The organism is Agarivorans sp. QJM3NY_30 (assembly GCF_050870855.2).
Classification (GTDB): domain Bacteria; phylum Pseudomonadota; class Gammaproteobacteria; order Enterobacterales; family Celerinatantimonadaceae; genus Agarivorans.
In genome coordinates this window covers 404,961-427,028 of record NZ_CP194038.2, presented here as the reverse complement: position 1 = coordinate 427,028, position 22,068 = coordinate 404,961, and the positions used below count along the sequence as shown (strand labels likewise).

Annotated in this window: 27 protein-coding genes; 13 read left to right on the top strand and 14 right to left on the bottom strand. The window is 46.1% G+C overall.

Annotated elements, in window-relative coordinates; translation table 11 throughout:
* Nucleotides 1–6 precede the first annotated feature (6 nt).
* Entirely contained in the window at nt 7–645 is a 639-nt protein-coding gene (locus ACRRSX_RS01955) for a TetR/AcrR family transcriptional regulator (RefSeq protein ID WP_432454882.1), read from the bottom strand.
* 62 nt (nt 646–707) lie between these two features.
* On the opposite strand from ACRRSX_RS01955, the gene ACRRSX_RS01950 reads away from it, so the two are divergent.
* Nucleotides 708–1,172, top strand: coding sequence for a nuclear transport factor 2 family protein (locus ACRRSX_RS01950; protein WP_432454883.1), 465 nt, complete (start codon nt 708–710; stop codon nt 1,170–1,172).
* A complete protein-coding gene (locus ACRRSX_RS01945) occupies nt 1,162–2,019 on the top strand; it encodes an ergot alkaloid biosynthesis protein (RefSeq protein WP_432454884.1) in 858 nt (285 codons plus the stop codon). The genes ACRRSX_RS01950 and ACRRSX_RS01945 overlap by 11 nt, the downstream gene beginning before the upstream one ends.
* 226 nt (nt 2,020–2,245) lie before the next feature.
* Here ACRRSX_RS01945 and ACRRSX_RS01940 read toward each other — a convergent pair whose 3' ends face one another.
* The 3 genes from ACRRSX_RS01940 to rlmF all read right to left on the bottom strand — a co-directional run bounded on the left by ACRRSX_RS01940 (nt 2,246) and on the right by rlmF (nt 4,699).
* A complete protein-coding gene (locus tag ACRRSX_RS01940) occupies nt 2,246–2,461 on the bottom strand; it encodes a DsbA family protein (protein WP_432454885.1) in 216 nt (71 codons plus the stop codon).
* 315 nt (nt 2,462–2,776) lie between these two features.
* Nucleotides 2,777–3,667, bottom strand: coding sequence for a PA4780 family RIO1-like protein kinase (locus tag ACRRSX_RS01935; RefSeq protein WP_432454886.1), 891 nt, complete (start codon nt 3,665–3,667; stop codon nt 2,777–2,779).
* Nucleotides 3,668–3,736: 69 nt separating this feature from the next.
* Complete coding sequence (gene rlmF / locus ACRRSX_RS01930; protein WP_432454887.1) at nt 3,737–4,699, bottom strand: 23S rRNA (adenine(1618)-N(6))-methyltransferase RlmF; 963 nt, start codon at nt 4,697–4,699, stop codon at nt 3,737–3,739.
* 274 nt (nt 4,700–4,973) lie between these two features.
* Here rlmF and ACRRSX_RS01925 point away from each other — a divergent pair, with 274 nt between their 5' ends.
* Nucleotides 4,974–5,612 (top strand): hypothetical protein, encoded by a 639-nt coding sequence (locus ACRRSX_RS01925; RefSeq protein ID WP_432454888.1) that lies wholly within the window; start codon nt 4,974–4,976, stop codon nt 5,610–5,612.
* A 322-nt stretch (nt 5,613–5,934) separates the two neighbouring features.
* Here ACRRSX_RS01925 and ACRRSX_RS01920 read toward each other — a convergent pair whose 3' ends face one another.
* The 3 genes from ACRRSX_RS01920 to ACRRSX_RS01910 are packed head-to-tail and all read right to left on the bottom strand — an operon-like array spanning nt 5,935 to nt 7,526.
* Nucleotides 5,935–6,381, bottom strand: coding sequence for a DMT family transporter (locus tag ACRRSX_RS01920; RefSeq protein WP_432454890.1), 447 nt, complete (start codon nt 6,379–6,381; stop codon nt 5,935–5,937).
* A gap of 28 nt (nt 6,382–6,409) precedes the next feature.
* Nucleotides 6,410–6,940 (bottom strand): GNAT family N-acetyltransferase, encoded by a 531-nt coding sequence (locus ACRRSX_RS01915; RefSeq protein WP_432454892.1) that lies wholly within the window; start codon nt 6,938–6,940, stop codon nt 6,410–6,412.
* Entirely contained in the window at nt 6,927–7,526 is a 600-nt protein-coding gene (locus ACRRSX_RS01910; protein WP_432454893.1) for a helix-turn-helix domain-containing protein, read from the bottom strand. The genes ACRRSX_RS01915 and ACRRSX_RS01910 overlap by 14 nt, the downstream gene beginning before the upstream one ends.
* Before the next feature lie 272 nt (nt 7,527–7,798).
* Here ACRRSX_RS01910 and ACRRSX_RS01905 point away from each other — a divergent pair, with 272 nt between their 5' ends.
* The 4 genes from ACRRSX_RS01905 (at nt 7,799) to ACRRSX_RS01890 (ending at nt 9,760) form a co-directional block, all read left to right on the top strand.
* Nucleotides 7,799–8,335 carry an MOSC domain-containing protein gene (locus ACRRSX_RS01905; protein WP_432454894.1) on the top strand — a complete coding sequence of 179 codons (537 nt, stop codon included), beginning with the start codon at nt 7,799–7,801 and terminating at the stop codon, nt 8,333–8,335.
* Between the two features lie 36 nt (nt 8,336–8,371).
* Nucleotides 8,372–8,689 carry a hypothetical protein gene (locus ACRRSX_RS01900; protein WP_432454896.1) on the top strand — a complete coding sequence of 106 codons (318 nt, stop codon included), beginning with the start codon at nt 8,372–8,374 and terminating at the stop codon, nt 8,687–8,689.
* Between the two features lie 544 nt (nt 8,690–9,233).
* Nucleotides 9,234–9,533: a hypothetical protein gene (locus ACRRSX_RS01895; RefSeq protein WP_432454897.1), complete on the top strand. Its 300-nt coding sequence runs from the start codon at nt 9,234–9,236 to the stop codon at nt 9,531–9,533.
* A 23-nt stretch (nt 9,534–9,556) separates the two neighbouring features.
* Nucleotides 9,557–9,760, top strand: coding sequence for a GNAT family N-acetyltransferase (locus tag ACRRSX_RS01890; protein WP_432454898.1), 204 nt, complete (start codon nt 9,557–9,559; stop codon nt 9,758–9,760).
* Nucleotides 9,761–9,801: 41 nt separating this feature from the next.
* Here ACRRSX_RS01890 and ACRRSX_RS01885 read toward each other — a convergent pair whose 3' ends face one another.
* Nucleotides 9,802–10,605 carry an acyl-CoA thioesterase gene (locus ACRRSX_RS01885; protein WP_432454899.1) on the bottom strand — a complete coding sequence of 268 codons (804 nt, stop codon included), beginning with the start codon at nt 10,603–10,605 and terminating at the stop codon, nt 9,802–9,804.
* A gap of 171 nt (nt 10,606–10,776) precedes the next feature.
* Between ACRRSX_RS01885 and ACRRSX_RS01880 the strand changes: the two genes are divergently transcribed.
* Both ACRRSX_RS01880 and ACRRSX_RS01875 read left to right on the top strand, forming a co-directional pair.
* Nucleotides 10,777–11,040, top strand: coding sequence for a hypothetical protein (locus ACRRSX_RS01880; protein WP_432454900.1), 264 nt, complete (start codon nt 10,777–10,779; stop codon nt 11,038–11,040).
* Nucleotides 11,041–11,340: 300 nt separating this feature from the next.
* Nucleotides 11,341–13,203 carry a choice-of-anchor I family protein gene (locus tag ACRRSX_RS01875; RefSeq protein WP_432454902.1) on the top strand — a complete coding sequence of 621 codons (1,863 nt, stop codon included), beginning with the start codon at nt 11,341–11,343 and terminating at the stop codon, nt 13,201–13,203.
* A 57-nt stretch (nt 13,204–13,260) separates the two neighbouring features.
* Here the strand turns inward: ACRRSX_RS01875 and ACRRSX_RS01870 are convergent, their stop codons facing one another.
* Nucleotides 13,261–13,899, bottom strand: a complete 639-nt coding sequence (locus tag ACRRSX_RS01870; protein ID WP_432454903.1) for an NAD(P)-dependent oxidoreductase — start codon at nt 13,897–13,899, stop codon at nt 13,261–13,263.
* 125 nt (nt 13,900–14,024) lie between these two features.
* On the opposite strand from ACRRSX_RS01870, the gene ACRRSX_RS01865 reads away from it, so the two are divergent.
* Nucleotides 14,025–14,945, top strand: a complete 921-nt coding sequence (locus ACRRSX_RS01865; protein ID WP_432454904.1) for a LysR family transcriptional regulator — start codon at nt 14,025–14,027, stop codon at nt 14,943–14,945.
* Here the strand turns inward: ACRRSX_RS01865 and ACRRSX_RS01860 are convergent.
* The 5 genes from ACRRSX_RS01860 to ACRRSX_RS01840 form a co-directional block, all read right to left on the bottom strand.
* A complete protein-coding gene (locus tag ACRRSX_RS01860) occupies nt 14,942–15,529 on the bottom strand; it encodes a DinB family protein (protein ID WP_432454905.1) in 588 nt (195 codons plus the stop codon). The genes ACRRSX_RS01865 and ACRRSX_RS01860 overlap by 4 nt on opposite strands.
* A complete protein-coding gene (locus ACRRSX_RS01855) occupies nt 15,486–15,947 on the bottom strand; it encodes a GNAT family N-acetyltransferase (RefSeq protein ID WP_432454906.1) in 462 nt (153 codons plus the stop codon). Before ACRRSX_RS01855 ends, ACRRSX_RS01860 begins: the two co-directional genes overlap by 44 nt.
* A 112-nt stretch (nt 15,948–16,059) precedes the next feature.
* Entirely contained in the window at nt 16,060–16,509 is a 450-nt protein-coding gene (yiaA, locus tag ACRRSX_RS01850) for an inner membrane protein YiaA (RefSeq protein ID WP_432456113.1), read from the bottom strand.
* Nucleotides 16,510–16,642: 133 nt separating this feature from the next.
* Complete coding sequence (locus tag ACRRSX_RS01845; protein WP_432454907.1) at nt 16,643–17,446, bottom strand: DUF2145 domain-containing protein; 804 nt, start codon at nt 17,444–17,446, stop codon at nt 16,643–16,645.
* A 31-nt stretch (nt 17,447–17,477) separates the two neighbouring features.
* A complete protein-coding gene (locus tag ACRRSX_RS01840; protein ID WP_432454908.1) occupies nt 17,478–17,780 on the bottom strand; it encodes a hypothetical protein in 303 nt (100 codons plus the stop codon).
* A 113-nt stretch (nt 17,781–17,893) separates the two neighbouring features.
* Between ACRRSX_RS01840 and ACRRSX_RS01835 the strand changes: the two genes are divergently transcribed.
* The 3 genes from ACRRSX_RS01835 (at nt 17,894) to ACRRSX_RS01825 (ending at nt 22,013) form a co-directional block, all read left to right on the top strand.
* Complete coding sequence (locus tag ACRRSX_RS01835; protein WP_432454909.1) at nt 17,894–18,631, top strand: helix-turn-helix domain-containing protein; 738 nt, start codon at nt 17,894–17,896, stop codon at nt 18,629–18,631.
* 469 nt (nt 18,632–19,100) lie between these two features.
* Nucleotides 19,101–20,468 carry a hypothetical protein gene (locus ACRRSX_RS01830; protein ID WP_432454910.1) on the top strand — a complete coding sequence of 456 codons (1,368 nt, stop codon included), beginning with the start codon at nt 19,101–19,103 and terminating at the stop codon, nt 20,466–20,468.
* Between the two features lie 177 nt (nt 20,469–20,645).
* Nucleotides 20,646–22,013 carry an alpha/beta hydrolase gene (locus ACRRSX_RS01825; RefSeq protein WP_432454911.1) on the top strand — a complete coding sequence of 456 codons (1,368 nt, stop codon included), beginning with the start codon at nt 20,646–20,648 and terminating at the stop codon, nt 22,011–22,013.
* Nucleotides 22,014–22,068: the final 55 nt, after the last annotated feature.

Genomic DNA, 22,068 nt, shown 5'->3' with positions numbered 1-22,068 from the left:
TGACCGTTAGAGCTGGCTCAGCGCTTTTATACTGGCCATTAACGCGATAGTTTGGCGATCTATGTCTTTGCGAGTCATGTTTTTTCCGCTGATAATCATGCGCCAATACAGCGCAGCTGGCAGCATGTCTAATACCATTTCCCTGTCGATGCTTTCGGTGATTTCACCACGGGTAATGGCCCTGTCTAATAACTGATGACCCAATTGCCGACGAAAGTCGGATAACCCTTCAATCAATGGGGCTAGCTCACCAGAGCGCAGCCGCTCGGCGTATAGATCTGGCAAGATTCTTCGTACTAAGCGATGACGTAAACTGCGACGGAACATCAGCAAATAGGCGTGTACATCAGCTTCCAAAGAGCCGTGATCTTTTACATCGGTCAGCGCAACGGTAGCGGTTTTAATGGCCTCAGAAGCGAAGGCAAACTTCGATGGCCAGCGCCTATAAATCGCCGCTTTACCTGCACCGATACGCTTTGCTACTTTTTCAAGACTAGTGCCGGTGTAGCCATTCAGAGCCCATTCTTCAAATAAGGAAACAAACAAAGCTTCGGTTAAGTCTGTTCGCATTACGGCAGCGCCAGAAGGCTTTCGTTTATTGTTTTTATGGGTATCACTTTTTTCGTCGATACGCTTGCGTTCCATTCTTAAATCGCTCATAATTTTGGTTGATACGATAGCGTTTCAACCAAAAAAGGTAAAGTAATATGGCGAATAGTAGCGACGGTTTTTCGAGTTTGTCAGCTCTTTTAAGAGAAGGCTTGGGGGAGGCGTTAGCGCCAAACGCCGAAACACTGCTTGATATGCTGAGCGAAGATATTTTATTTGAGTTTCCTTACGCTCTGCCTGACGGTATCCACAGTGTTGAAGGAAAGACGGCATTTACGGCTTATCTACAAAAAGTAGCGGGGCTATTAACTGTTGAATCCATGTCGCTGCATCGTTCTATTCTGTCGACCGATGGTCAAAATGCCGTATTGGAATTCTCTTGTAAAGGACATGCTGATAATGAAAATGCTCGTTATGACCAAGATTATGTGTCGGTGATTGACCTTAAAGATGGTCTCATTAGTCGATACCGAGATTATTGGAACCCGCTGGTTGTGATGAATGCTTTTGGGGGCGCTGCACAAATAAATAAAATGCTAAGCGGAGGTGGCCATGGCAACTAATGTATTGGTATTAGGCGGTAAAGGAAAAACAGGCCGTTATGTCGTCGAAAAACTGACTAATCTTGGTGTATCGCATCGCATCGCGACTCGTTCTCCTCAACAGCCGAATGAGGTGGCATTTGACTGGATGCAAGCTGAGTTGGCAACGGCCACCTTTAAAGACACTCGAGCGCTTTACATTGTTGCGCCAACCAACTCCAGTGAGCATGGCACCTTGATGCTGCCTATTCTGGAGCAAGCCATTGTGCAGGGCGTGCAACGGTTTGTATTACTGAGTGCGTCGTCTTTACAAGCTGGAGGACCAATGATGGGCGAGGTTCATGCCTGGTTGATTAAGCATGCGCCAGAATGGGCAGTGTTGCGACCAACTTGGTTTATGCAGAATTTTTCTGAGCAACAGCATTTGCCAACCATTTGTGATGAACAGGCGATTTATTCGGCCACGGGCATGGGACGAGTGGGCTTTATCGATGCACAAGACATTGCCGAAGTGGCCGTAGCGGCATTGGTTGCGGAAACCGCATGGAACAACGATTTTATTCTAACAGGGCCCGACGCCATGACCTATGGTGATGTCGCGAATACCTTGAATGAGGCGCTTGATTATCCCGTGTCCCATATTAATTTGACGAGCGCTCAACTGGTAGAGCGCTTTCAACAACAAGGCATGGATCAAAACTACGCCCAAATAATGGCGAGTATGGATGCGGCTATTGCACGAGGTTCGGAAGATAAAGTAACAGATAATGTCGAGACGCTGACCGGGCGAAAACCAACTTGCTTTGCGGATTTTGTAGCGCGTGAAATCCAGCGCTGGCAGTCGCTTGCAGTAAAGAGTGACGGTTAGGGATCTTTCATCGCGCTCTTACTATAGGGGTATGTTTTAAAAGGATTATCCTTTACCAGAGTCTGTCACGAGCCCTGCCGGCCAGTCCCTTAGTATCGGAGGAATTTCGTCTTATTTGTGGAAGAGGAAGCCTTTCTGGTTTAAGCATTCAAATAAAAAACTGTCCGAGCCCCTTCTATTAGCGGGATTGCCCTGAGTGTCATGTCATAGTTATTCTAAAGCTTTTTTATTTCACATTTTCCACAATGTAGTGGTTCAACTCTTCATAAGAACTGAACTTGCCTAAATCGATGAGTTCGTTTCCAATGAAGATTGAAGGTGTAGCTCGAAGACCTAGTTCTCTAAATTGCTCCATGTTTGTTTCAACTTCCAAGAACTCCACTTGAACACCATGTTTGCTTGCAAATTCAGTCAGATTGCTCTGCTTGGCATCCGCCAACATTGACGAGCATCGCTAGAACCAAGATTAATTTTTTCATTTGAACCTCATTAACAAAAGAAACCGAAGTCTCTGGTAAGCCCCTAGTTTCGAGACACTTAACAGTTTCTCATTATATTATTTTTCGAACTGCTGAGTGACGAAGCGTTATTGCCTAAATAAGAATGCACCTCTCTGGGTGAATGCTTTGTTGTATGATTTCCAGTTAGCTATGTTGCTTTTTGCTTTACCCATAATGTGACCGGATGATTTCTGAACTTCATCCAGCTAACACGAAAGTATCTAAGCAATTTAAAAAGATGATGAATTACCACTTCTTTAATCGTCGTCGGCCCAGTTATATTTACTCTCGTCTACACCATTCTTGGCTTCGTTAATCCGTTCGCGGCGACGCAGCTCTTCTTCTCGAGCCGAGTCAATTTCTTGCATAATTGCGGCAAGGTCGGCCACCGTATCCTCTTGGGTAAACTGGCCAGTCAACTCGGTTTCAGCAGCTAATTCACCTTTTTCAAAAAGTGCCCAGATTTCTTTCGCGTACTCGGTCTTTAATAGCTCTGGCGCATATTGACCATAATAATCACGCATATTGTTGATATCCCGCGCCAGCATCCACTCTGCATTATTATTGGCGGCGGCATCCACCGCTTGAGGGAGATCGATAATCACCGGACCATACTGATCCACCAGCACATTAAACTCCGACAAATCACCATGGATCAAACCCACACATAACATGCGCACCACATAGCGCATCATCATTTCGTGATCTTCTACGGCTTGCTCCGCCGACATCATCACATCATTCAAACGCGGCGCAACATAGCCCTCGTCATCGGTCACCAACTCCATCAGCAATACCCCGTCAAAGCAGCCATAGGGTTCAGGCACCCGAACGTCCGCCGCAGCAAGCTTGTAAAGCGCATCCACTTCGGCGCTTTGCCAGACTTTTTCTTGCTGCTCACGACCAAATCCTGAGCCTTTTTCCATCGCCCGGGCACGTCGACTATTGCGCACCTTACGTCCTTCACGATAAGCGACCGCTTGCTTAAAGCTGCGTTGGCTGGCTTCTTTATAAACTTTGGCACAGCGGATCTCATTCCCACAGCGTACTACGTACACAGAGGCCTCTTTGCCGCTCATTAACTGACTTTGCACTTCGTCGACCAGACCATCATCAACTAAAGGCTGTATTCGTTTGGGTATTTTCATAGCGCCCTTATACCTTAGTTCGTCGAAGGATGGAATATCCATACCGTTTTACGCTAGTAAATAATCGACTCAGCGCGGGTTGCTCAACCAGTGGCGGTGTTGTGCGGGTGAAATAAAGCTCCAAGCCACAAAACGACTAATTTTATTACCTTGACCCATCTTGATGGTCTTCACTTGCGCCGGCTTTAATCGTTCTAACGTTTGATAAATGCCTTTTAGGTTGGACTCTTTAGAGACTAGGCTGGTAAACCACAAGCATTGCTCTGCAAAAAGTTGGCTCTCTACCAGCATGTTTTGAATAAATTTCAGCTCCCCGCCATCACACCAAAGCTCGTTACTTTGACCACCAAAATTCAAACTTTGTTGATATTTACCACGCGCCTTCAGGTTGCTTTGCTTACGCTGGCTACCACTGCGAGCCTCTGCCGCCGAACGATGAAAAGGCGGGTTACATAAGGTCAAAGCAAAACGCTCATCGGCTTGAATCATCCCCTTAAAAATAGCAGCAGGTTGGCGCTGCAAACGTAATTCTATTTGCGACACTAAATGCGGGTTTGCATCCACAATCAACCGCGCCGATTGCAATGAGGCGGCTTCGATATCACTCCCGACAAACGACCAGCCATATTCCGCACTACCTACCAAGGGGTAAACACAATTCGCCCCCACGCCAACATCTAAACAGCGCACACCGGCACCTCGCGGAATATCTCCCCCCTGACTCTGCCCGAGCAGATCAGCAAGATAATGGATATAATCAACGCGTCCGGGAATTGGCGGACAAAGGTTGTGCTTGGGAATTTGCCAGCCCTCAATATGGTAGAAATGCTTTAACAAGGCCTTGTTTAAACAGCGTACCGCTTGAGGATTAAAGAAATCGATGGACAGATCTTGGTAGGCATTTCGCGCAACAAAGGCCTTGAGCTCTGGGCAAGTTTTAATTAATGCGACAAAATCATAACGCTGGCGGTGTTGATTGCGCGGATGAAGCTGGCTTTTCACCCTTGGATGAGCTTTCTTGTTATCTCGCATCAAGCAAATCGGCCTTATCTATGTATCAAGCTCAGCATTATAAAGACAAGCAAGCTCGAAGGCTTGCCTTTCAGGCTAATAAACGCCGCAATATGTGCTCGCTGACAAGCCAGCACATGTCGAAGCCATTCATATTTGTAAAGATTTGAGAGTGACTCGCAACGCGTGGCGATTTCACTCCAATTTGAATTTTCTACAGTACAATGGTTTAGTTTGATGTTATAGCGTGGTCACACCTTAATTGGGCGTTATGCCTCAGGAGCAAGGAGAAATTATGAAACTTCTGGATTTTGATAGTCAGCTTAAGGTCCGCTTAGCTGAAATACAGAATCCGCGTCCGTTTGTATGCACTGGCAATCCACTGGAGTGTAAGGTGTTTATAGTAGGGTTTAATGCAGCCACAGAGATGAAGGCCCAGTTCTGGAATTTTTGGAGTAAGGATTATGGGTTTGATAAAAAGGTCTGGTTCGATACTTACGTTAAGGAACGTGCAGAAAAACCTTTGAAGGAAGGTAAGACTAGGCGTCTGAAGGTTAGTCGGACTAGGAGCTGTATTGAGCTTATAACGGGTGCACTACTTCCTGAACAGGCTTTAGAAACAAACTTATATATCACAGCGACGACTCGAGCTAATGAGTTGAAAAAAGAGTCAATGGATCCATCTACGTTTAGTTTTCTACTTTCAACAATTAAGCCTAAGTATCTGCTAGTTCACGGAAAGGAAGTGAAGACTTATTTTGAAAATCTAACGCAAAGTACTCTAGAGCAAAATCGTCCGAATAAAGTGATCATACACGGCGTACAATCAATAGTTTACCCAGTAAGTCATTTATCGAGGGGATGGTCAAATGAACGCTGTAAAGCTTTGGGTGCAGAACTAAGAGATTTAATCGACACGTCAGAAGAGGCATAATCGGGCAGCGAGAGTTCACGAGCCTCTAGCCCCACTATACCCTGCATACGGTTCCGCACTAGGCGTCTCACTTCGAGTAGCAAAACTTAATCCATCCATCTCGAAGCACATTGAGATGCTAGGTAAGTATTCGATAATGCGCCTGTCATTCGCGAGCCCTTAACGTTTAATAACAAAACGCTAAACTTCCTATAGGTAACTTTCAGCTCGTTGACGCCCATGCTGGGCGTACACAGCGCATCAAAATAGCCGCCTAACCGTTAGTAACGTTTTACGGTGGCTGGCTTTATTCATTGCGCATATATCTAAATTTATATGCGGATTATTTTTTGGATTGAACAATCAAAACTACGCCAGCTATAAGTAACAGCGCACCAACAATAGTGCTTATATTGTGCTTTGATGGCAAAGAAGTATAGAAGCTATCGGCGATGATGCCGAATATTAATTGACTGCCAACTAATACTGCTATTGTTGTTGCCACACCGACATGTTTGTAGCCAAAGATGCTTGAAAATACGAAAAATGAGCCTAAAACCCCAGGAAGTAAAGACATTGGGCTGATATGCCGTACTGCTTCATAAATACCTGCCATTCCATTTTTTATACACAGAATAATCAGCAATATAAATAGACCACTGATTGAATTCAGTAATAACGTAATGGTTACTGTAGATACCTTATCAGTAATTCTAACCATAATGATATTTTGAATCACCAAAGAGATACCTGCTGCGATCAAGATAAATAAAGTGGTATAAGATTGCATGGAGCATCTCCTATGTAATAGTTACTCTCTATTTTTCAGTTGGTGATGTTGGGGTATCTAATACGAGTTGATAAAAAACTAAATTCAGCCAACGGCCAAACTTGAATCCGACTTCAGGTAGAGTTCCTACATGCTGAAACCCATGTTTTTTATGTAAAGCGATACTGCCGAGGTTATCAGCATCTATACCGCCAATGATGGCGTGATAATTATTTTCTTTTGCTGATTTGATGAGCAATTCAAGTAGAATTCGGCCTAGGCCATTACCGCGGAAATCCTTATGAACATAAATAGAATGTTCAATCGAGTATTTATAAGCAGGCCGCATTCTAAAAGAACCGTAGCTAGCAAATGCCATCAATTCACCATTTAGAGATTCCAATCCAAAGACTGGATATGCACCGTTTATTTTGGTTTCAAACCATCCAATCATACTTTCCATTGAGAGTTTTTCGTACTCATACAAAGCTGTAGATGTTTCAATAGCATCATTAAATATATCTAGGATGCTTCGTGCATGCTTTTCATATGTACAGGTTATAACCTTATATTCCATCATTTGTTCTCCTTGAAAGCGGGAGGCTGGTAAGTGTAATTAAATACCTGGCTTCTGTGTTATTAGGGTTGAAGTATGTGGTGTGTTCCTTTTGTTGAAATGCTAAACAATCGCCTTCTTTGAGATGCCATGTTGAATCATCATCATATATTTCAATCTCGCCCGAGATCACCCATACCTGCTGATGTATTTCGATATGTCTGAGCATGTTTTCGAAAGTAACGCTTTGCTTTGGAGGAAAAATAATTTCGGTTAATTCAACTGGTGAAGAGGAATTTTTCGGCGTAAGTTGACGGCGAATGTAACCAGACTCTGGATCTCGCCAGGTTTTTTGCGTCTCCAAATTAGACACCGATAGAGAGTCATTGCTGGCCTTTTCTGAGTCATCAGAAAACAGTTCTGGAAGAGAGATCCCCAAGGCATCAGCCAATTTGTTTAGTACCGTTGCGGTTGGACTTGATTGACCACGTTCAATCAACGAAATCATTGATCGACTAATGCCACTTCGCTCCGCTAAGGAGTCTAGCGTTAAGTTTTGTCTCTTACGTAACCTTTTGAGTTTGGTTGAGATTAGAGAGTCTACGCTCATAAATTCCACCTTATTGAAAATAAAATCCATTAAACTAGAAAAAATAAAGCTTATCAATAAAAAACCTCAAAAATTAATAATCCATTGAAATTCACAGACCTATTTTGGTGGTATGTTGGAATTTATATGAAGAAAGAAAGTGCTCCTACAGCTCAAGAATTTCTATGCAAAATATGGTTATTCAGTAAAGAATGGTAACCGACTTGGTTTGGGAATGTGCAAATTTGTGTAATCAAAATTCTAACGATACGTGCCAGCAAAAGGATGATGTTATGAAAGTAGTATCACTATCAAAAGATGAAGGACATAATTTCTCCAAGAAAACATATGAATCATTATGCTTTCTTAAAGGGATGGGAATAGAAGGGGATGCTCATTGCGGCAAGACTGTTAAACATAGGTCGCGTGTCAAAGCTGACCCATCACAACCAAACCTTCGTCAAGTTCACTTGCTCCATTCTGAACTTTTTGTAGAACTAAGAGATAAAGGTTTTGAAATTGAAGCTGGTACCATTGGAGAAAATGTTCTAACCGAAGGCCTAGAACTCCTTTCTCTCCCAACGAACACAGTACTCAAGCTAGGTGAAAATGTTGTTCTTCGAGTCACTGGTTTAAGAAACCCTTGTGCACAACTCGATAACTATCAAAAAGGATTAACTAAAGCAGTTTTGGATAAAGATGCTGAAGGAAACTTGATAAGGAAAGCCGGCATTATGGCTACGGTGATAAAAGGTGGGATAGTCAAACTTGAAGACCAAATTACTGTTGAACTCCCAGAACCACCGCACTTGCCTCTGAAAAGAGTTTAGTGCTAACAAGTATAGGCGCTCTAAAGGGAATGTTTAATGAGCAATTTTGAACAAATTATTACTAAAGCTAAAGCGACTGACAATTATTCCCTTGAAGCATGGAAATCACGAGGGTTAAACATTTCAGTTCCTGAAGTCGTTAAGCTATTAAATGAAACTACTATCTGTTTCCTTGATAAGTTGAAATCAGTTGGCATTTTAGTTGAAGATGCAGAGCAAAGGTTTTCGGATGTAAACGATCTGGTAGATGATTTACCTTGGGATGACTTAGATACTGAAGAGAAAGAGTTCTTAGCTGATGTACTTGTTCCCTGTATCGAGAGTCTTGGCCTAGATGCATGGTCAATGTTTTAAAAAGGCCTCATCGGGTAGCCGGTAACCTCAAGCCCTCGTATGCGGCCCCGCACAGGGCGTTTCCTGAAAGTGTTTAAGATACAACGGTCGATTAGCCCCTTTGTACCCCAGTGATGGCTTCTGTTTTGGCGCCACCGTTCCTAAGTCCGGTCGGATATAAAACGAGTGAGTTAAACGTTCGCTGGTTAAGCAGACCTCCCCACTCTTTGTTTATAAGAAGTAGAACATGCACTTTCTCTTTTCTCGCACACTGCTGCATCATTTACGGTGACCATTAGATCACTTGGCTTCGTTGTCTTGTGCCAACTCGCCTCCAGCCTATGCCGCATATGATGTTTTTCATTAGCTAGCCCTCTCTTTAGATAAAAAACCTTTGGCTTTCTTCAGGCATTCCCTCACGGTAATGCCCTTGCCATTCGCGAGTTCTTAGCGTTTAATCATTACACGGTGAGCCTCCTGCAAAGGTTTTTCACTGCATTCATGCCGCTGCGAGACATACACTAGCGCATCAAAAAGGCCGTCTCTGATATTTAAGGAGTGACTCTTGTTCAGTTTAAAAGTAGATAATGATATTAAGTTGTCATTGGTTCAAAAGTCTTTTGCTCCAATATACGCTCAATTGGCCCAAGAAAATTTACCCTATCTTGAGCAGTGGTTAGTGTGGCCTCCACACTGTAAAACGGAGCAGGACTTTGCTTCGTTTATCCAAAAATCTCTTCATGATTACGCCGATGGGAAATCAATGGTCTGTGGCGTATTTTACAATGAAATACTCGTTGGTAATGTCTCCTTCAACACGATTAATCACGAATTAAAAAAGTCGACATTGGTTATTGGCTTATAGAATCCGCTCAAGGCAATGGAATTATGACTCGTGTTTGTAAAAAACTGATAGACATTGCATTTGATGAATTACAAATGCATAAAGTTGAAATATCCGCCGCTACAGAGAATTTGGCGAGTAGAGCCGTCTGTGAACGTTTAGGTCTGAAACTAGAAGGGGTTATTTCTAATGCAGAAAATCTAAATGGGCGAATCGTTGATCATGCCATTTACGCCCTTCATGCATAAATATAGTTGGGTAGCCGGAGGTAGCCTGCAGCCCCTGTCGACTAATCAAATACCGTCACCATTTGGCGGCTAATGGCGAGCAGTTCGCCATCTCGATCCCAAATATTGGCTTCACAATGCGCATACCCATCGGCAGCTTGGCGAGTCTGGGCCTGATAAGCTAACCAATCACTTGCGGCAACCGTGCGCTGTGGATGAACAAACTCCAGATTCCAAGTCATGGAACTGGCGGGAGCGCGTTGTTTCATCATCTGAATCACGGCTGGTGGCCAGGCATCGACTAAACAAATCAGATGGGCGTCACTGAAGGCTCGAGGCGGCTGTTTAAAGCGCATCCAACCATGTAAATGGGAATCCTGACTGGCGCTATAAGGTAAGCCACCCGCGGCAAGCGCCAAATCAATATGCTGCATATAACGAGGGCTCAGCCCCTCTACATCTGGTAAAATCGCTAAACGCTCAGGCAACGACAACTGGTGACCCATTTGAGAGTTTACCACCAGTCGAGAGTTGCGAGGCAGAGCGAAACTAGCTTGTTGAGTCACCGCCACCTGCCCTGCTTGAACGATTCTGGCATTGATGTGGCTAGCGTTGTTTCCTGTACGAAGTAATTCAAGTTCTATCGAAAAAGGCATATCAGCCAATAAGGGGCCAACAAAACTGGTGCTGAGAGAGCGTAATAGTCGTTGCGAATCACTCACGAGAGTTTGCATCGCATCAGACAATAGTGCGGCGGAAAGCCCACCAAATACGGTTCGCCCTTGAGTCCAGCAACTCGATATCGTCAGTGTCTTGCCCTGCGGGACTCGCTCGGCAATTTCGGCCAAGAGTCTATCAATATGCATACCATACGCCTTGTTAATATTTTGTTAAAAACAATTGTATCTGGTCGGAGGTGTGGAGGCAATCCTCGAGTGAGTGTTCGATCTAAGAGCTCGCACCCGCACTCAAAGAAGGCATTGGTTTTTCAAGATCCGGCTATGGTATAACTGACGTTCATTTTTAAGGAGCCTCAAATGCTCAAACGCCTTGGCTGGAAACTCAAACAAGCCTTCACCAGTGTCATGGTGGAGCAACAACGTGTCTGGATCATTTCGCGACATGATAGCCTCAGCCAGCAAGATATTTATCCACTGGGCGAAGCCGAACTGAAGCAACGTAGCTGGCAACAGCGCGGTTTTGATGCTGTGCATCAATCTCAAATCGAACAACTAAGGCCGGGCGCGATACTGCAAGTGTTTTGTCAACAGCATTCAATCAGCATTACCCGCGTCAAGTAATTCAAGCAAGGAAGGATGCATCACAACACCATCTCAGTAAGTTAACGCGGGTATAGCAGCGACCTTCAAGGCCAGTTAACGCCCATGCCATCGCCTTACTATCCGCAAACTCTGGGACGCTCGGTGGCTAAGTTCATCGCCAACGAGTCTGCCTTGGCTGGCCAGCCCGCCCGACGCCTGTCAAATTGATGATCCCAGAGTTCCGCTTAAAGCGGTATCCGTATCATCACTGAGCCAGAGACACAAAACTGCCACATTGCTGTCCTATGCTAAGGGTTTTCATAAATACTCGAGATCAACATGGAAGCAAACCACACGATACGGATTTACAGCAGCTTAGCCTTGCTGGTCGGTGCAAGTTTTTCTATTCAAACCGCTCAGGCAAGTGCCATTCAAAGCATCCAAGACCTAGACATAAACTGCCTCACAGAAGCAGCTTTGAGCCAAAAACAAGGTCTAAACAGCTTAAAAATGAAGCGCGTCGGCAGTCACTTTTCCGGCAGTGAGTTTGCCAGCTCGTCGGCAGAAATCGTCTCCTATGACAGCTGTCGCGATAAGCTCTATGTAGTGAATGCCAAAGATCAGAGTATTGATGTATTGCGCTTATCTGCGGAACAAAGTGCGCCCAGTAAAGACGGTAAAATTAACTTACAAGCCGCCGCCCAAAAAGCCGGGATCGCCATCGGCGATGCCAATAGCGTGGTGGCAAAAAACGGCATTGTGGCGGTCGCCATTCAAAACCAAAACAAGCAGCAAAACGGCATTATCGCGCTCTATCGCTCCGATGATTTAAGCCTGATAAATACTTACCCCGCTGGCGCTCTGCCAGACATGGTCACCATGACAGTCGATAGCCGTTATCTGCTTAGCGCCAACGAAGGCGAGCCCAATGGAGATTATTCTCAAGATCCTGAAGGTTCGGTAACCATCGTTGATCTAGCGAACGGGTTTGGCGACCAACAAGCGCAAATCCATCAAGTACGCTTTAGCGCATTTAACCAAGGTCAGGCACGGCATGGCGAACTCAAAGATGTCCGCTTGCCGAGTCCCTTTGGTGCCAGTGTCGCGCAAGATCTTGAGCCGGAATACATCGCTTTAACAGAACATGGGAAAGCGCTTGTGGCCTTGCAGGAGAACAATGCCATTGCCATCATCGATATCGCCAGTGCGCAGATCGAGTCGATTAAGGGGCTAGGGGTAAAAAGCTGGGCCAGTGTTGCAGCGGGGGGCGATGGCGCAAAACTCGATCTCAGCAACAAAGACCAACAATTTAGCCAAGCCAGCTACCCGCAGTTGGTGGGCTATTATATGCCAGACTCCATTGCCAGCTTTAACATCGATGGTCAGGATTACCTGATTACCGCCAACGAAGGCGATGGCCGAGAGTATATTTACCCCACCACCCAGCAACAATGTGAACAAGCGGGACACCAATGGGATGGCGATGACTATAAAGAGGGTGGCAAACATCAGAATGCCGAGCAATACCAGCATCATATCGATGATTGTATTTCCTATAGCGACGAAACTCGTGGCTACAAACTGAACGTCGATCCCAAGCACCCGCTAATGGATCAGGCAAGATATGGCAAAAAAGGCACCATCGCCAACAAAAAATCCATTGGTCGAATCAAGGTGGTCGCCGACAATAAAAACATCGGACCGAACGACTTGATCTATACCTTTGGTGCCCGCTCTTTTTCGATTTTTGACTTAGCCGCAAACCGGATCTTCGATAGTGGCAACCAATTATCAGACTTAGCCAACAGTCCACAGCACTGGAACGCCAGCAATGACAATCAAAGCAACGATGACCGCTCGGATGACAAGGGCGTTGAGCCCGAAGCCATCACCGTTGCCAAGATCAACGGCGCAACCATTGCCTTTATCGGTCTAGAGCGTCAAGGGGGCGTCGCCGCTTACGACATTTCCAAACCTGCGGCACCAGTGCTGTTGGATTTTGTGAATAATCGCGACTTTAACCAGCCAGTTTGTAGCCAAGTTGATCAGGATGGTGATTGTGCCAACGCCACTTATAATCCGAAGGCGGGAGATTTAGGGCCGGAGTCTATCACTTACTTCTCACGGATCGGCCAGCACTATATCGCGGTAGGGAACGAAGTTTCCGGCACCACCACGGTTTACCAACTGGCCATTGACTAATTCTTGAAGCCAATCCTGAGCGCCCAGCATTGGCTGGCGCTCAGACTTAGTTCTAGTCTAGTAAGCCACACCAATCCGTTGTTTGGGATGACGGCCACTTTCTAACTCGTCGATCACTGCAACCGCATAATCACTCACCGAAATCCGGCTATTGCCCTGTTCATCACTAAGCAGCTGCTCGCCACCGATACGATAGTCCGCTTGTTTATCGCCGGGAAAAATTTCAGCCGCAGGGCTGATGTAGGTCCAGTTAACGGAGCTGGTGGTTTGTTTAAATACTTGCAGCGCTTCGGCCTGCGCAGTGGATTCTGCTTTATATTCGGCGGGAAACTCAGGGACCGAAGCGAGAGTGACGCCGGGAGCCACTTCTAAACTGCCAGCACCGCCAACCCACAGCAAGCGCTCAACGCTGCTGTTTAGTAACTGTGCCAACAATTGCTCTGCGGTAGCGGCAACAATTTCATGGTTGCCAGCGGCTCGGCCACTAATTGAGGCCAGCAATACATCCACCCCTTCAAGCTGCTCGCTCAATTGATCTGCTGACTGCTGAATGTCAAACTGACGCACTTCATAAGCCGGGTCAGTAATTTTACCTGGCTCACGCACTAAGGCGAGCACTTGATGACCACGCTGCTTGGCTTCTGCTGCAATATGACTCCCGATCCAACCACTTGCACCTAATACTGCTACTTTCATATCAATCAGTCCTATTCTGTTTTGTTCTAAATGATTAACAACTGCTGCAGTTTAATATCTAGGTTTTTCGTGATAAATAGCCAATAATGATGCATATTGTATCCAAATAGAGCACTAATAAGCTAATGGACAAACTCGATGCCATGCGCAGCTTCATTGAAGTGGCCAATACCCAAAGCTTCACTAAGGCCGCAGAGCAGCTTAACTTAAGCCGCTTACAAGTCTCACGACACGTGCAGGAGATAGAGGCCTGGTTAAAACAACGGCTATTACACCGCACCACCCGCAAGGTCAGCCTGAGCTCGGCTGGTGAAACAGCGCTGCGCCACTGTGAGCAGATCATCGCTCAAACGGTGGCGATGCAACTACAAGCTCAGCAACAAATTGGCCGCTTGATGGGCAGCATTCGGCTCACCGCCCCAGTCGCCTTCTCACAAAATATATTGCTGGATGTAGTCACCCAGTTCTGCCAGCGCCACCCTGAAGTCAATATCGACATCGTCGCTTCGGATCGCTTCACCCAACTGGTGGATGAGCGGGTAGACATAGCTTTTCGTTATACCCAAGCCCCCGATGAACAGTTGATCGCGCGCCGCCTGATGCGAGTGGACTCGGTCATTTGTGCCGCCCCCGCCTATCTGAAACAGTTTGGTCGCCCCAGCGACTTAAATGCCTTGAAACAGCATAATTGTTTGCTCCACCTCGGACATAAGCAATGGGAGTTTATTCGCCACCAGCAAAGCTATAAAGTGGAGGTTTCCGGTACCCTGCAAGCCAACGAAATGGGCCTGCTCCTGAATGCAGCGCTAAAAGGTCGAGGGATAATTTTACTGCCCTGCGATCAGGCGAATCCCTTGATCAGGGCTGGAAAGTTGCAGCCGATACTCAATGAGTACCACCTGCCACAGCACGCCTTATGGGCGGTGTATTTGTCGCGCAGCTATCAATCTCCACTGGTTCGACAATTTATCGATTTTGTTGCCGAACAATGGCAGCAAGATATATTAAGACTCGATGAAAGCGAGCTGCAGCGCTCCCAACATTAGTCTTCATTGACAATCAAGCTCAGCAGATCGGTCACTCCCACATCAATACCAAATTGCGACAAGAGGGTGCTAATTTGACCACGATGATGGGTTTGATGATTAAAAAAATGCAGGAGCAAACTGGCAAAATTCTTTTTGTAAGGCAGTCCTTTGCTATTGTGATAAAGCAGATGATGCTGCAAATCCGACTGGCGAATTTGCCCGATAAAATCAATAATCAGTTCATCCATCAACTCTCGGGCCTGCTGCAATTCCCCCAAATTCGAATACAGAATTTGCTGCAAACCGGTCGGCGCAGGCAGACTCAACACTGGCTGCAAGGCACGAAAAGCACTGGGATGTCGGGCAAAGCGCTGCAACCACAGGATGTCCCCGACCAAAATATGATTGAGCGTGGCAAAGATCGAACCAAAGTAGGCACCACGCTCTTGCTTTACGTCGTGTTGGCTCAATTGAGCAGCGCAAGCATAACACTGCCGATTCAGCTGCCGATTGTAGTTCGCCATTAAAACAAAGGCCTGCTGCATCACAATTCGCCCTTCACTGAACTGGCTCCAAAGGTAAGTGGTAGTGAATAAACTCACGATCGACCTGATAAGCTAAAGATTGATACAGCGCCTGTGCTCGATGGTTATCGGTGGCAGTGGCTAATTCAAGTGCCACCGCCTGGGTGGCTAAAGCATGCTGTTTTGCCGCATTCATCAATTGTGGCGCTATCCCCTGACCACGCGCCGCAGGGGTGACAAACAAATCATTGAGGATCCAGATCCGCGCCGCGTTAGTCGACGAAAAGCTAGGATAGAGCTGAGTAAACCCCAAGGCTCGCCCCTCAGCGGATAAAGCTACAAAAATCACCGACTGCTGCAGCCGCATCCGTTCGGCGATAAAATCGCGAGCCAAGTTTAAATCACTGTTTTGTTTATAGAAAACTCGATACTGGTCAAACAATTCGGCAACCGCTTCAAGCTGCGCCAAATCTGCCATGATCACTTGCACTGCCATGTTCATTCCTTCATTTAAAGCAAAGGGGCAAGCCGAAACTTCCCCTTCGGATCTGAGCTTAGCTGCTAAGCTAACCAGACATCACCCGCTTTGGCTAGTTTAATTCTCCACACTACGCCACTTCATCAGGCTGCGACTCTGAGCTGCTGCCCTCATCCTCTTGATTAAAATAAGCTAAGTCGCGGGTGTTTTTTTGCACCGATACCGCAGCAAATAAACTCAAACAAAAGGCCATGCCATAAAAACCTTTCTCACTCAGCGCTAAAGACGCATTAAACAAGCCAATGGCCAATAGAGCGATAGCCGCAGCCAAGGAAAACCAGCTGAGCGAGAAATAAATTGCAGTGACCTTGATACCCTCTAACTTATCACGCACCGACTTTTGCAAAGATACCGAAGAAAATAATCCGAATAACAAGAGGGTAAAGTAATAACCCTTTTCGTTGAGCTGCATCTCGGCATTCCATAGGCCAAGTAGGTAAGCCGCAGCACCAAGTAATAAGGCGGCCCAAGAGGCTGCAATAAAAGCAGCGCTGGGTTTTGGCAAGTGATGATGTTTCATGTCGCTTTTCTTCCTGAAATTAAATGGGCCCGGAACATGGTTGCTCTCTGGCTGATGAATTTGCGGTTCACTGTTGATGAATTGAGTCATAACGTCCCCTAAATTATACGAATTGTAGATTTAATCAATATATCTAAAGTAAAGGCTGATAAGCATCGTGCGGGTAGAGCACCACCGCATCCTGAATTAAATCTTTCTGCTGTAAGTAGCGAGCGATCGAAGTAAAGGTTGCGGTCTTTAACTTACCAGTATGATCTTTAGTCGTGACCTCATCGAGAAACAAACCGCCCATCAACAACTTAAAGCGATTGATTTTAAGCACCTGCGGTTTAAATTCGGCTTGAGCGTGTGCTTTCAGTTGCTGGCGGTTGGTGGTATCAAAAATTGCCGCGTTGAGCATATCCAAAGTATATTCAGTACAATTTTGAAACTGAGCATTATAAGGGTTAGCCAGTACCGAGTAGTTGGGATTATGCAAAGTTTGATAGCGATTATTGGCAATTAAGGCCAGCAAGCCCGCTTGTACTTCAGGCTTTGGGATCACAATGCCAGCTTTTAAACTATCCACTCCCCAGAAAAAATCCACCGGATAGTCGGTCACTAAACTGCTATGACCCAAGTCTCCCTGATTCTGGTAGAGATTATAGATAGCATAACCCTTGGTGGTTTCTCCCGAAGTGAGCTTCAACTGTGAATAAACGGCCAAAGCGGTATGAGTAAACTGGATCCCCTTGGGCAAATCTTTTTGCGGCCGCCCAACCCGACCAATGATGAACACATTGGCATGATGGGCGGCAGCGTATTTCTCGACCTGCTTGGAGAATTGAGCAATAGCTGCCGGTTCAAACTTCGCTTCATCGGCCGGCGCACTGCCGGCCAAACAATAACCGGTAAAGAACAACATTGAGACGATGACGAACTGTTTTAATATTTTCATTTTGAGCATCCTTGTTATTGAGAGCGGCAGACTAGTTACAACCCACGACGATGGCGTTACCAATCTCCAAAGGCACCGAGCTATCCGCCGACTCGGCTAAAGCCATACCGGATGCCAGTACCGCGCTACCAGCCACCACTGTTGAAGCCCCCACCACTACAATCGGGGTTGCCACTACGCTGGCAACCACTTGCCCGCTGCCCTGTAAACCATTTGAAGCGGCAAGGGCGGAGTGTTTCGCCGATTGAGTGAAGTGCTGTCCTGAGTCGGCAGCGGCAAGATTGAAACTACTTAAAGCGATACCGGTGATGAGCAGTGATTTCCATAATTTCATGATGTTTCCCTCTTGGTTAAGTTCGAATTAACAATAGGGATTAGTCTATTTACTGTAAACCTCGGCGTAATATGTTTAGTATGAGTGACCATTTAGTATAGTATTTATATACCATGAGCCAATTACAGCAGATCCGCGATACCCTCAAGCAAGTATTTAAGCAGCAAGGGTTCACCTATAAAGATGTCGCCCAGCGTTTGCATATGAGCGAAGCCAATATTAAGCGCATGTTTTCTACCAATAGTTTTTCTCTGGAGCGCCTGGAAGCAATGTGTCATATCGTTGATCTCAACCTGATCGATTTGTTTCTATTGGCCGATCAAGAAAAAGATAAGCTAAGTCAGCTCACCAGAGAGCAAGAACAAGAGTTGATGGATGACCACAAATTATTGCTGGTGGCGGTGTGTGTCCGCGATGGTTGGAGCTTTGACGAAATCATCAGCCGCTATCAGATCGACCAACACCAATGTATTCGCCTGATGGCCCGACTCGACAAGCTAAAGATGATCCAGCTGCTGCCGAACAATGCCTATAAACTGCTAATCGCTCAGGACTTTAGATGGATCAGTAACGGTCCGTTGGAGCGTTTCATGGAACAGCAAGTGCTGAACGAATTTATGAATTCTCGGTTTGAAGATGATGATAGCTTTCGTTTCTACCTGCGCGGTCACTATTCACCAAGCTCAATAGAAATCATTCGCCGTAAACTCAATCAACTCACCAAGGAAGCAGCGGCGCTCAATCAACAGGATGCCAGCCTGCCTTTAGATAAACGACGCCATACCGGACTGCTACTGGCGATGCGCCCTTGGGAAATCTCGATATTTGATCAACTGGAGAGGAAGTCATAAATAATCGCTCCACAACAACGATGCTTGTGTCGAGTGCCCTCATGGCTGCTATTTGGTCCCGAACCAAAGATCCGGTCGAATCGGCCTCACCGACGCTCGCGCGATGCCTGCCAAAATGCCCTTTCTCAGCAACAGTTTTAGCTGGCATATTAACCAAAGGGGGAACCAGGCAACACAAGCAAGCGTCGCTTCACAAAGCATATAACAATGGCTAGCCAAGTCTTCATTTTATTTGATAGGTTTATTTATATATGCTGGCTAGGCTCATCAATTGAGCGGTCAAGCCCATGAGTGCTATCCGCAAGCAATTCCATGGATGGAAGGAAGGCATGTTCGCTTAAGAGCTGTCGAGCTTCACCACAAACTTGGCCGCCAAGTTTGTCAATCGAAGCTGACAAAGCGATGTGAAACACATCTAGCCAACGGTTTTGAGCTGAGCTCAATAAGTCATACACAAGGACGGAAAATAATGAGTATTCTGAAGCTAATCAAACTATGTTTGCTTGCGGCACTAATGTCTGGTTGTGCAATCTCTAATGAAGGTGCCACCGACTACCGGTATTATAACCCCACCGACAATACTGCCGGAAAATACATCAAACCCAAAGATGTCAAGAACTCGCAGCTCGCCATCGGGGATGGCTTAGTTGTTTCAATCAAACAAATGTATATTCAAGAGTTTACCGAATGGCGTTCGCCACTCAGTGTGCTCCGTGGAGAACCTACGAATGGCGAGATAGCGATCGTAGTGAATGCCTTTGAACAAGGCACTGAAAGCTTAAACTTTGGCTCCAAGGGATTGGAGAATGCGCGAGTCGTTTTCTTTTCCGATGATGTAAGAGAGGGGCAAACGCTTAATTTTTCAAACTTAAGCACCATCTACGGGCCACTGAAATATAACGGTAATAATTTTGTCATTGATCTTTACATCGTCGAATTTGATAAGCCTGGCGAACAATTAAAGCAACTCATTAAAAACTTAAGTGAGTTAGGTTCGACTTTCTATCCACCAGCATCCCCCTTATCTGGAGCACTATCTCAGTTAGCTGGAAGTTTGGTGACCGACCAACAAGAAGATCGCGTTTTTCATTACACTTACGAGCTGAAACCAGTCGGCGGAGATCCAAACTTAGAAACCAGTATCTTGTTAACCGGAAATTATGCCTTCATAAGAGAAGATGATCGGCACAATATTACAAATTGGGCAGAGCTAAGCATCAACCCCAAAAATGGCCGAATCGTCTATAAAACCATAGAAAAAAAAGACGCCGACAATAAAATCATCAGCATCGATTGTAATGACCCAAGCAAAGAATCGCCTGCTGAATGTTTTTATACTGATAACACCTATATTGTTATAGAAGTTAATAAAGCAAGCTCCTCTCTCAAGAATGATACTCAGCAAATGGTTTATAAGGATTTAGTCAGCAATCTGGCGAGCACTTCGGCCGAACTTTACCGTACTGATTTACCAGAGACATTACTGAGCAATTTAGTTCAGGGCGTATCTGAGCTTCGAACATCAGAGCAAATTATCAGTGAATTAGAAATATTAAGCTCTGCTGACAATACCCTTGATAGTAATAATGCAGCACTGGCCAGCTTTCTTAATCTCTGGTTTTCGCTTGATCCGGCTAACCACAATGAATCAAGATATCAGCTGAATTCATTAGAACAGCAGCGGCTTGAACGAAAAATCGTCGCGCTGGTTGCGCAATGTACGCCGGATCAAAGTAAAATTGTTTCCACAATGACGCTGCTTAGAGACCGGGTCGCCGGACTGCCAACGGCAAGCAGCCAACAAGTCATCGACTCCCTGTCCTGCCACCACCAATAAGTGGCGACGACAAAAGCTAAGGGGATAGGCGCTTCATAACTCTTAGCGATTCAATGACTTTAGTTGCAAACTCACCGATTACAAAAAAATCAACTGCGACTAGGCTACTGAATTTTTTATCATTACAATAGAGCGCTATTAACTATCTATCAGCGCTCCCATTCGCGAAGGATCAGCATGAAGTATGTTCAAATTTGGCTCGGCAAACTTTTTTTGAGTAGCGCACTGTTGCTCTCAGGCCTTAGTCTGGCTCAAAGTGAGCCAGAAAACTGCGTTAATATTAATCAACGGCAAGCGCTGATTGAGCAATACATTGAGCAGGCACCCTATCGTCAGGCACGAGAAGGTGGCAGCGCTCACTTTAGCTACCAGCTGCAACAAAGCTATCCACAATACCTGGATTATGCACGTCAGGTTATCGCCGAGAGAAATCCACGCGCCAACATGCAATGCCCCCTTAGCACCACGACCTATCGTTGGCTGGCCAAACAACAACAGTGGCAAGGTAAAGCCAGCGTACAGCAGTTATTGGCACCATTTCAGCTGACTCACCCCAATAAGCAAAAGCTGGTGTTATTGATCCACGGCTTAACCGACTCGCCCTTTCATTTTCATGACTTAGCCTGGCAGTTTTACCAGCAGGGTTTTGATGTAAGAACGCTGCTATTGCCCGGTCACGCGACCGCTCCGTCCGATTTGCTAAAGGTCACTTATCAACAGTGGCAACAAGCGGCAGACTACGCCATCGAGCGCAGTCTCAAAGACTACTCACAGGTCTACCTCGGCGGTTTCTCTACCGGTGGAGCCTTAATTCTTAGCCATTTATTGGCCAACCCACAAAACGCGGCACAGGTTCAGGGGGTCATGTTATGGTCTCCTGCATCCAAAGCACACAGCGGCCTTGCCTGGCTGGCAAAATATGTGAGTTGGTTTAGTCGCTGGCTGGATAAAGAAGGCGATGTGGACTTCGCCAAATACGAATCCTTTGCCTATAACGCCGGGGCGCAGGTGAACGACTTGATGAACCATCTAAACAAGCAGCTTCGTAGCAATAAACGCTTACCCAATGTGCCACTGTTGGTGGTTGCCAGCGAGCAGGATCAAACCATCGATACCCGCGCGACCCTGGCCATTCTAGAGCAATGGCATCAGCCCGCCAAACGCAGTGCCACCGCTCAGGACATGCTGATTTATTATGGCGATCCGGCGAGCATTCCAGCTACTCTGGCCAAGGACTTAAGCATCAGCACGCCGCGTTGTGCCACCGCCTCTTGCGAAGCAATTCAAGGGATTGCCCATACCGCAACCATTAATGCGCCGAGCAATGCCCATTATGGGGAAAACGGCGACTATCGAAACTGTAGCCACTACCTCAAAGACCTAAAGCGCTACGCGCAGTGCAAGCAAGACAATGATGTGGTGAAGGGCGAAATAAGCGAACAGAACTTAAGCCGTAACCCCAAATTGCAACGGCTGAGTTACAACCCTTATTTCCAGCAAATGCTCGGCAGCATTCAACAATTTATTGCTGCGACTGAGCAATAACACAGCGCCAGATCTGAAGCCCGGCAGCGGCACCTTGGCTGTGCAAAACAGCAAC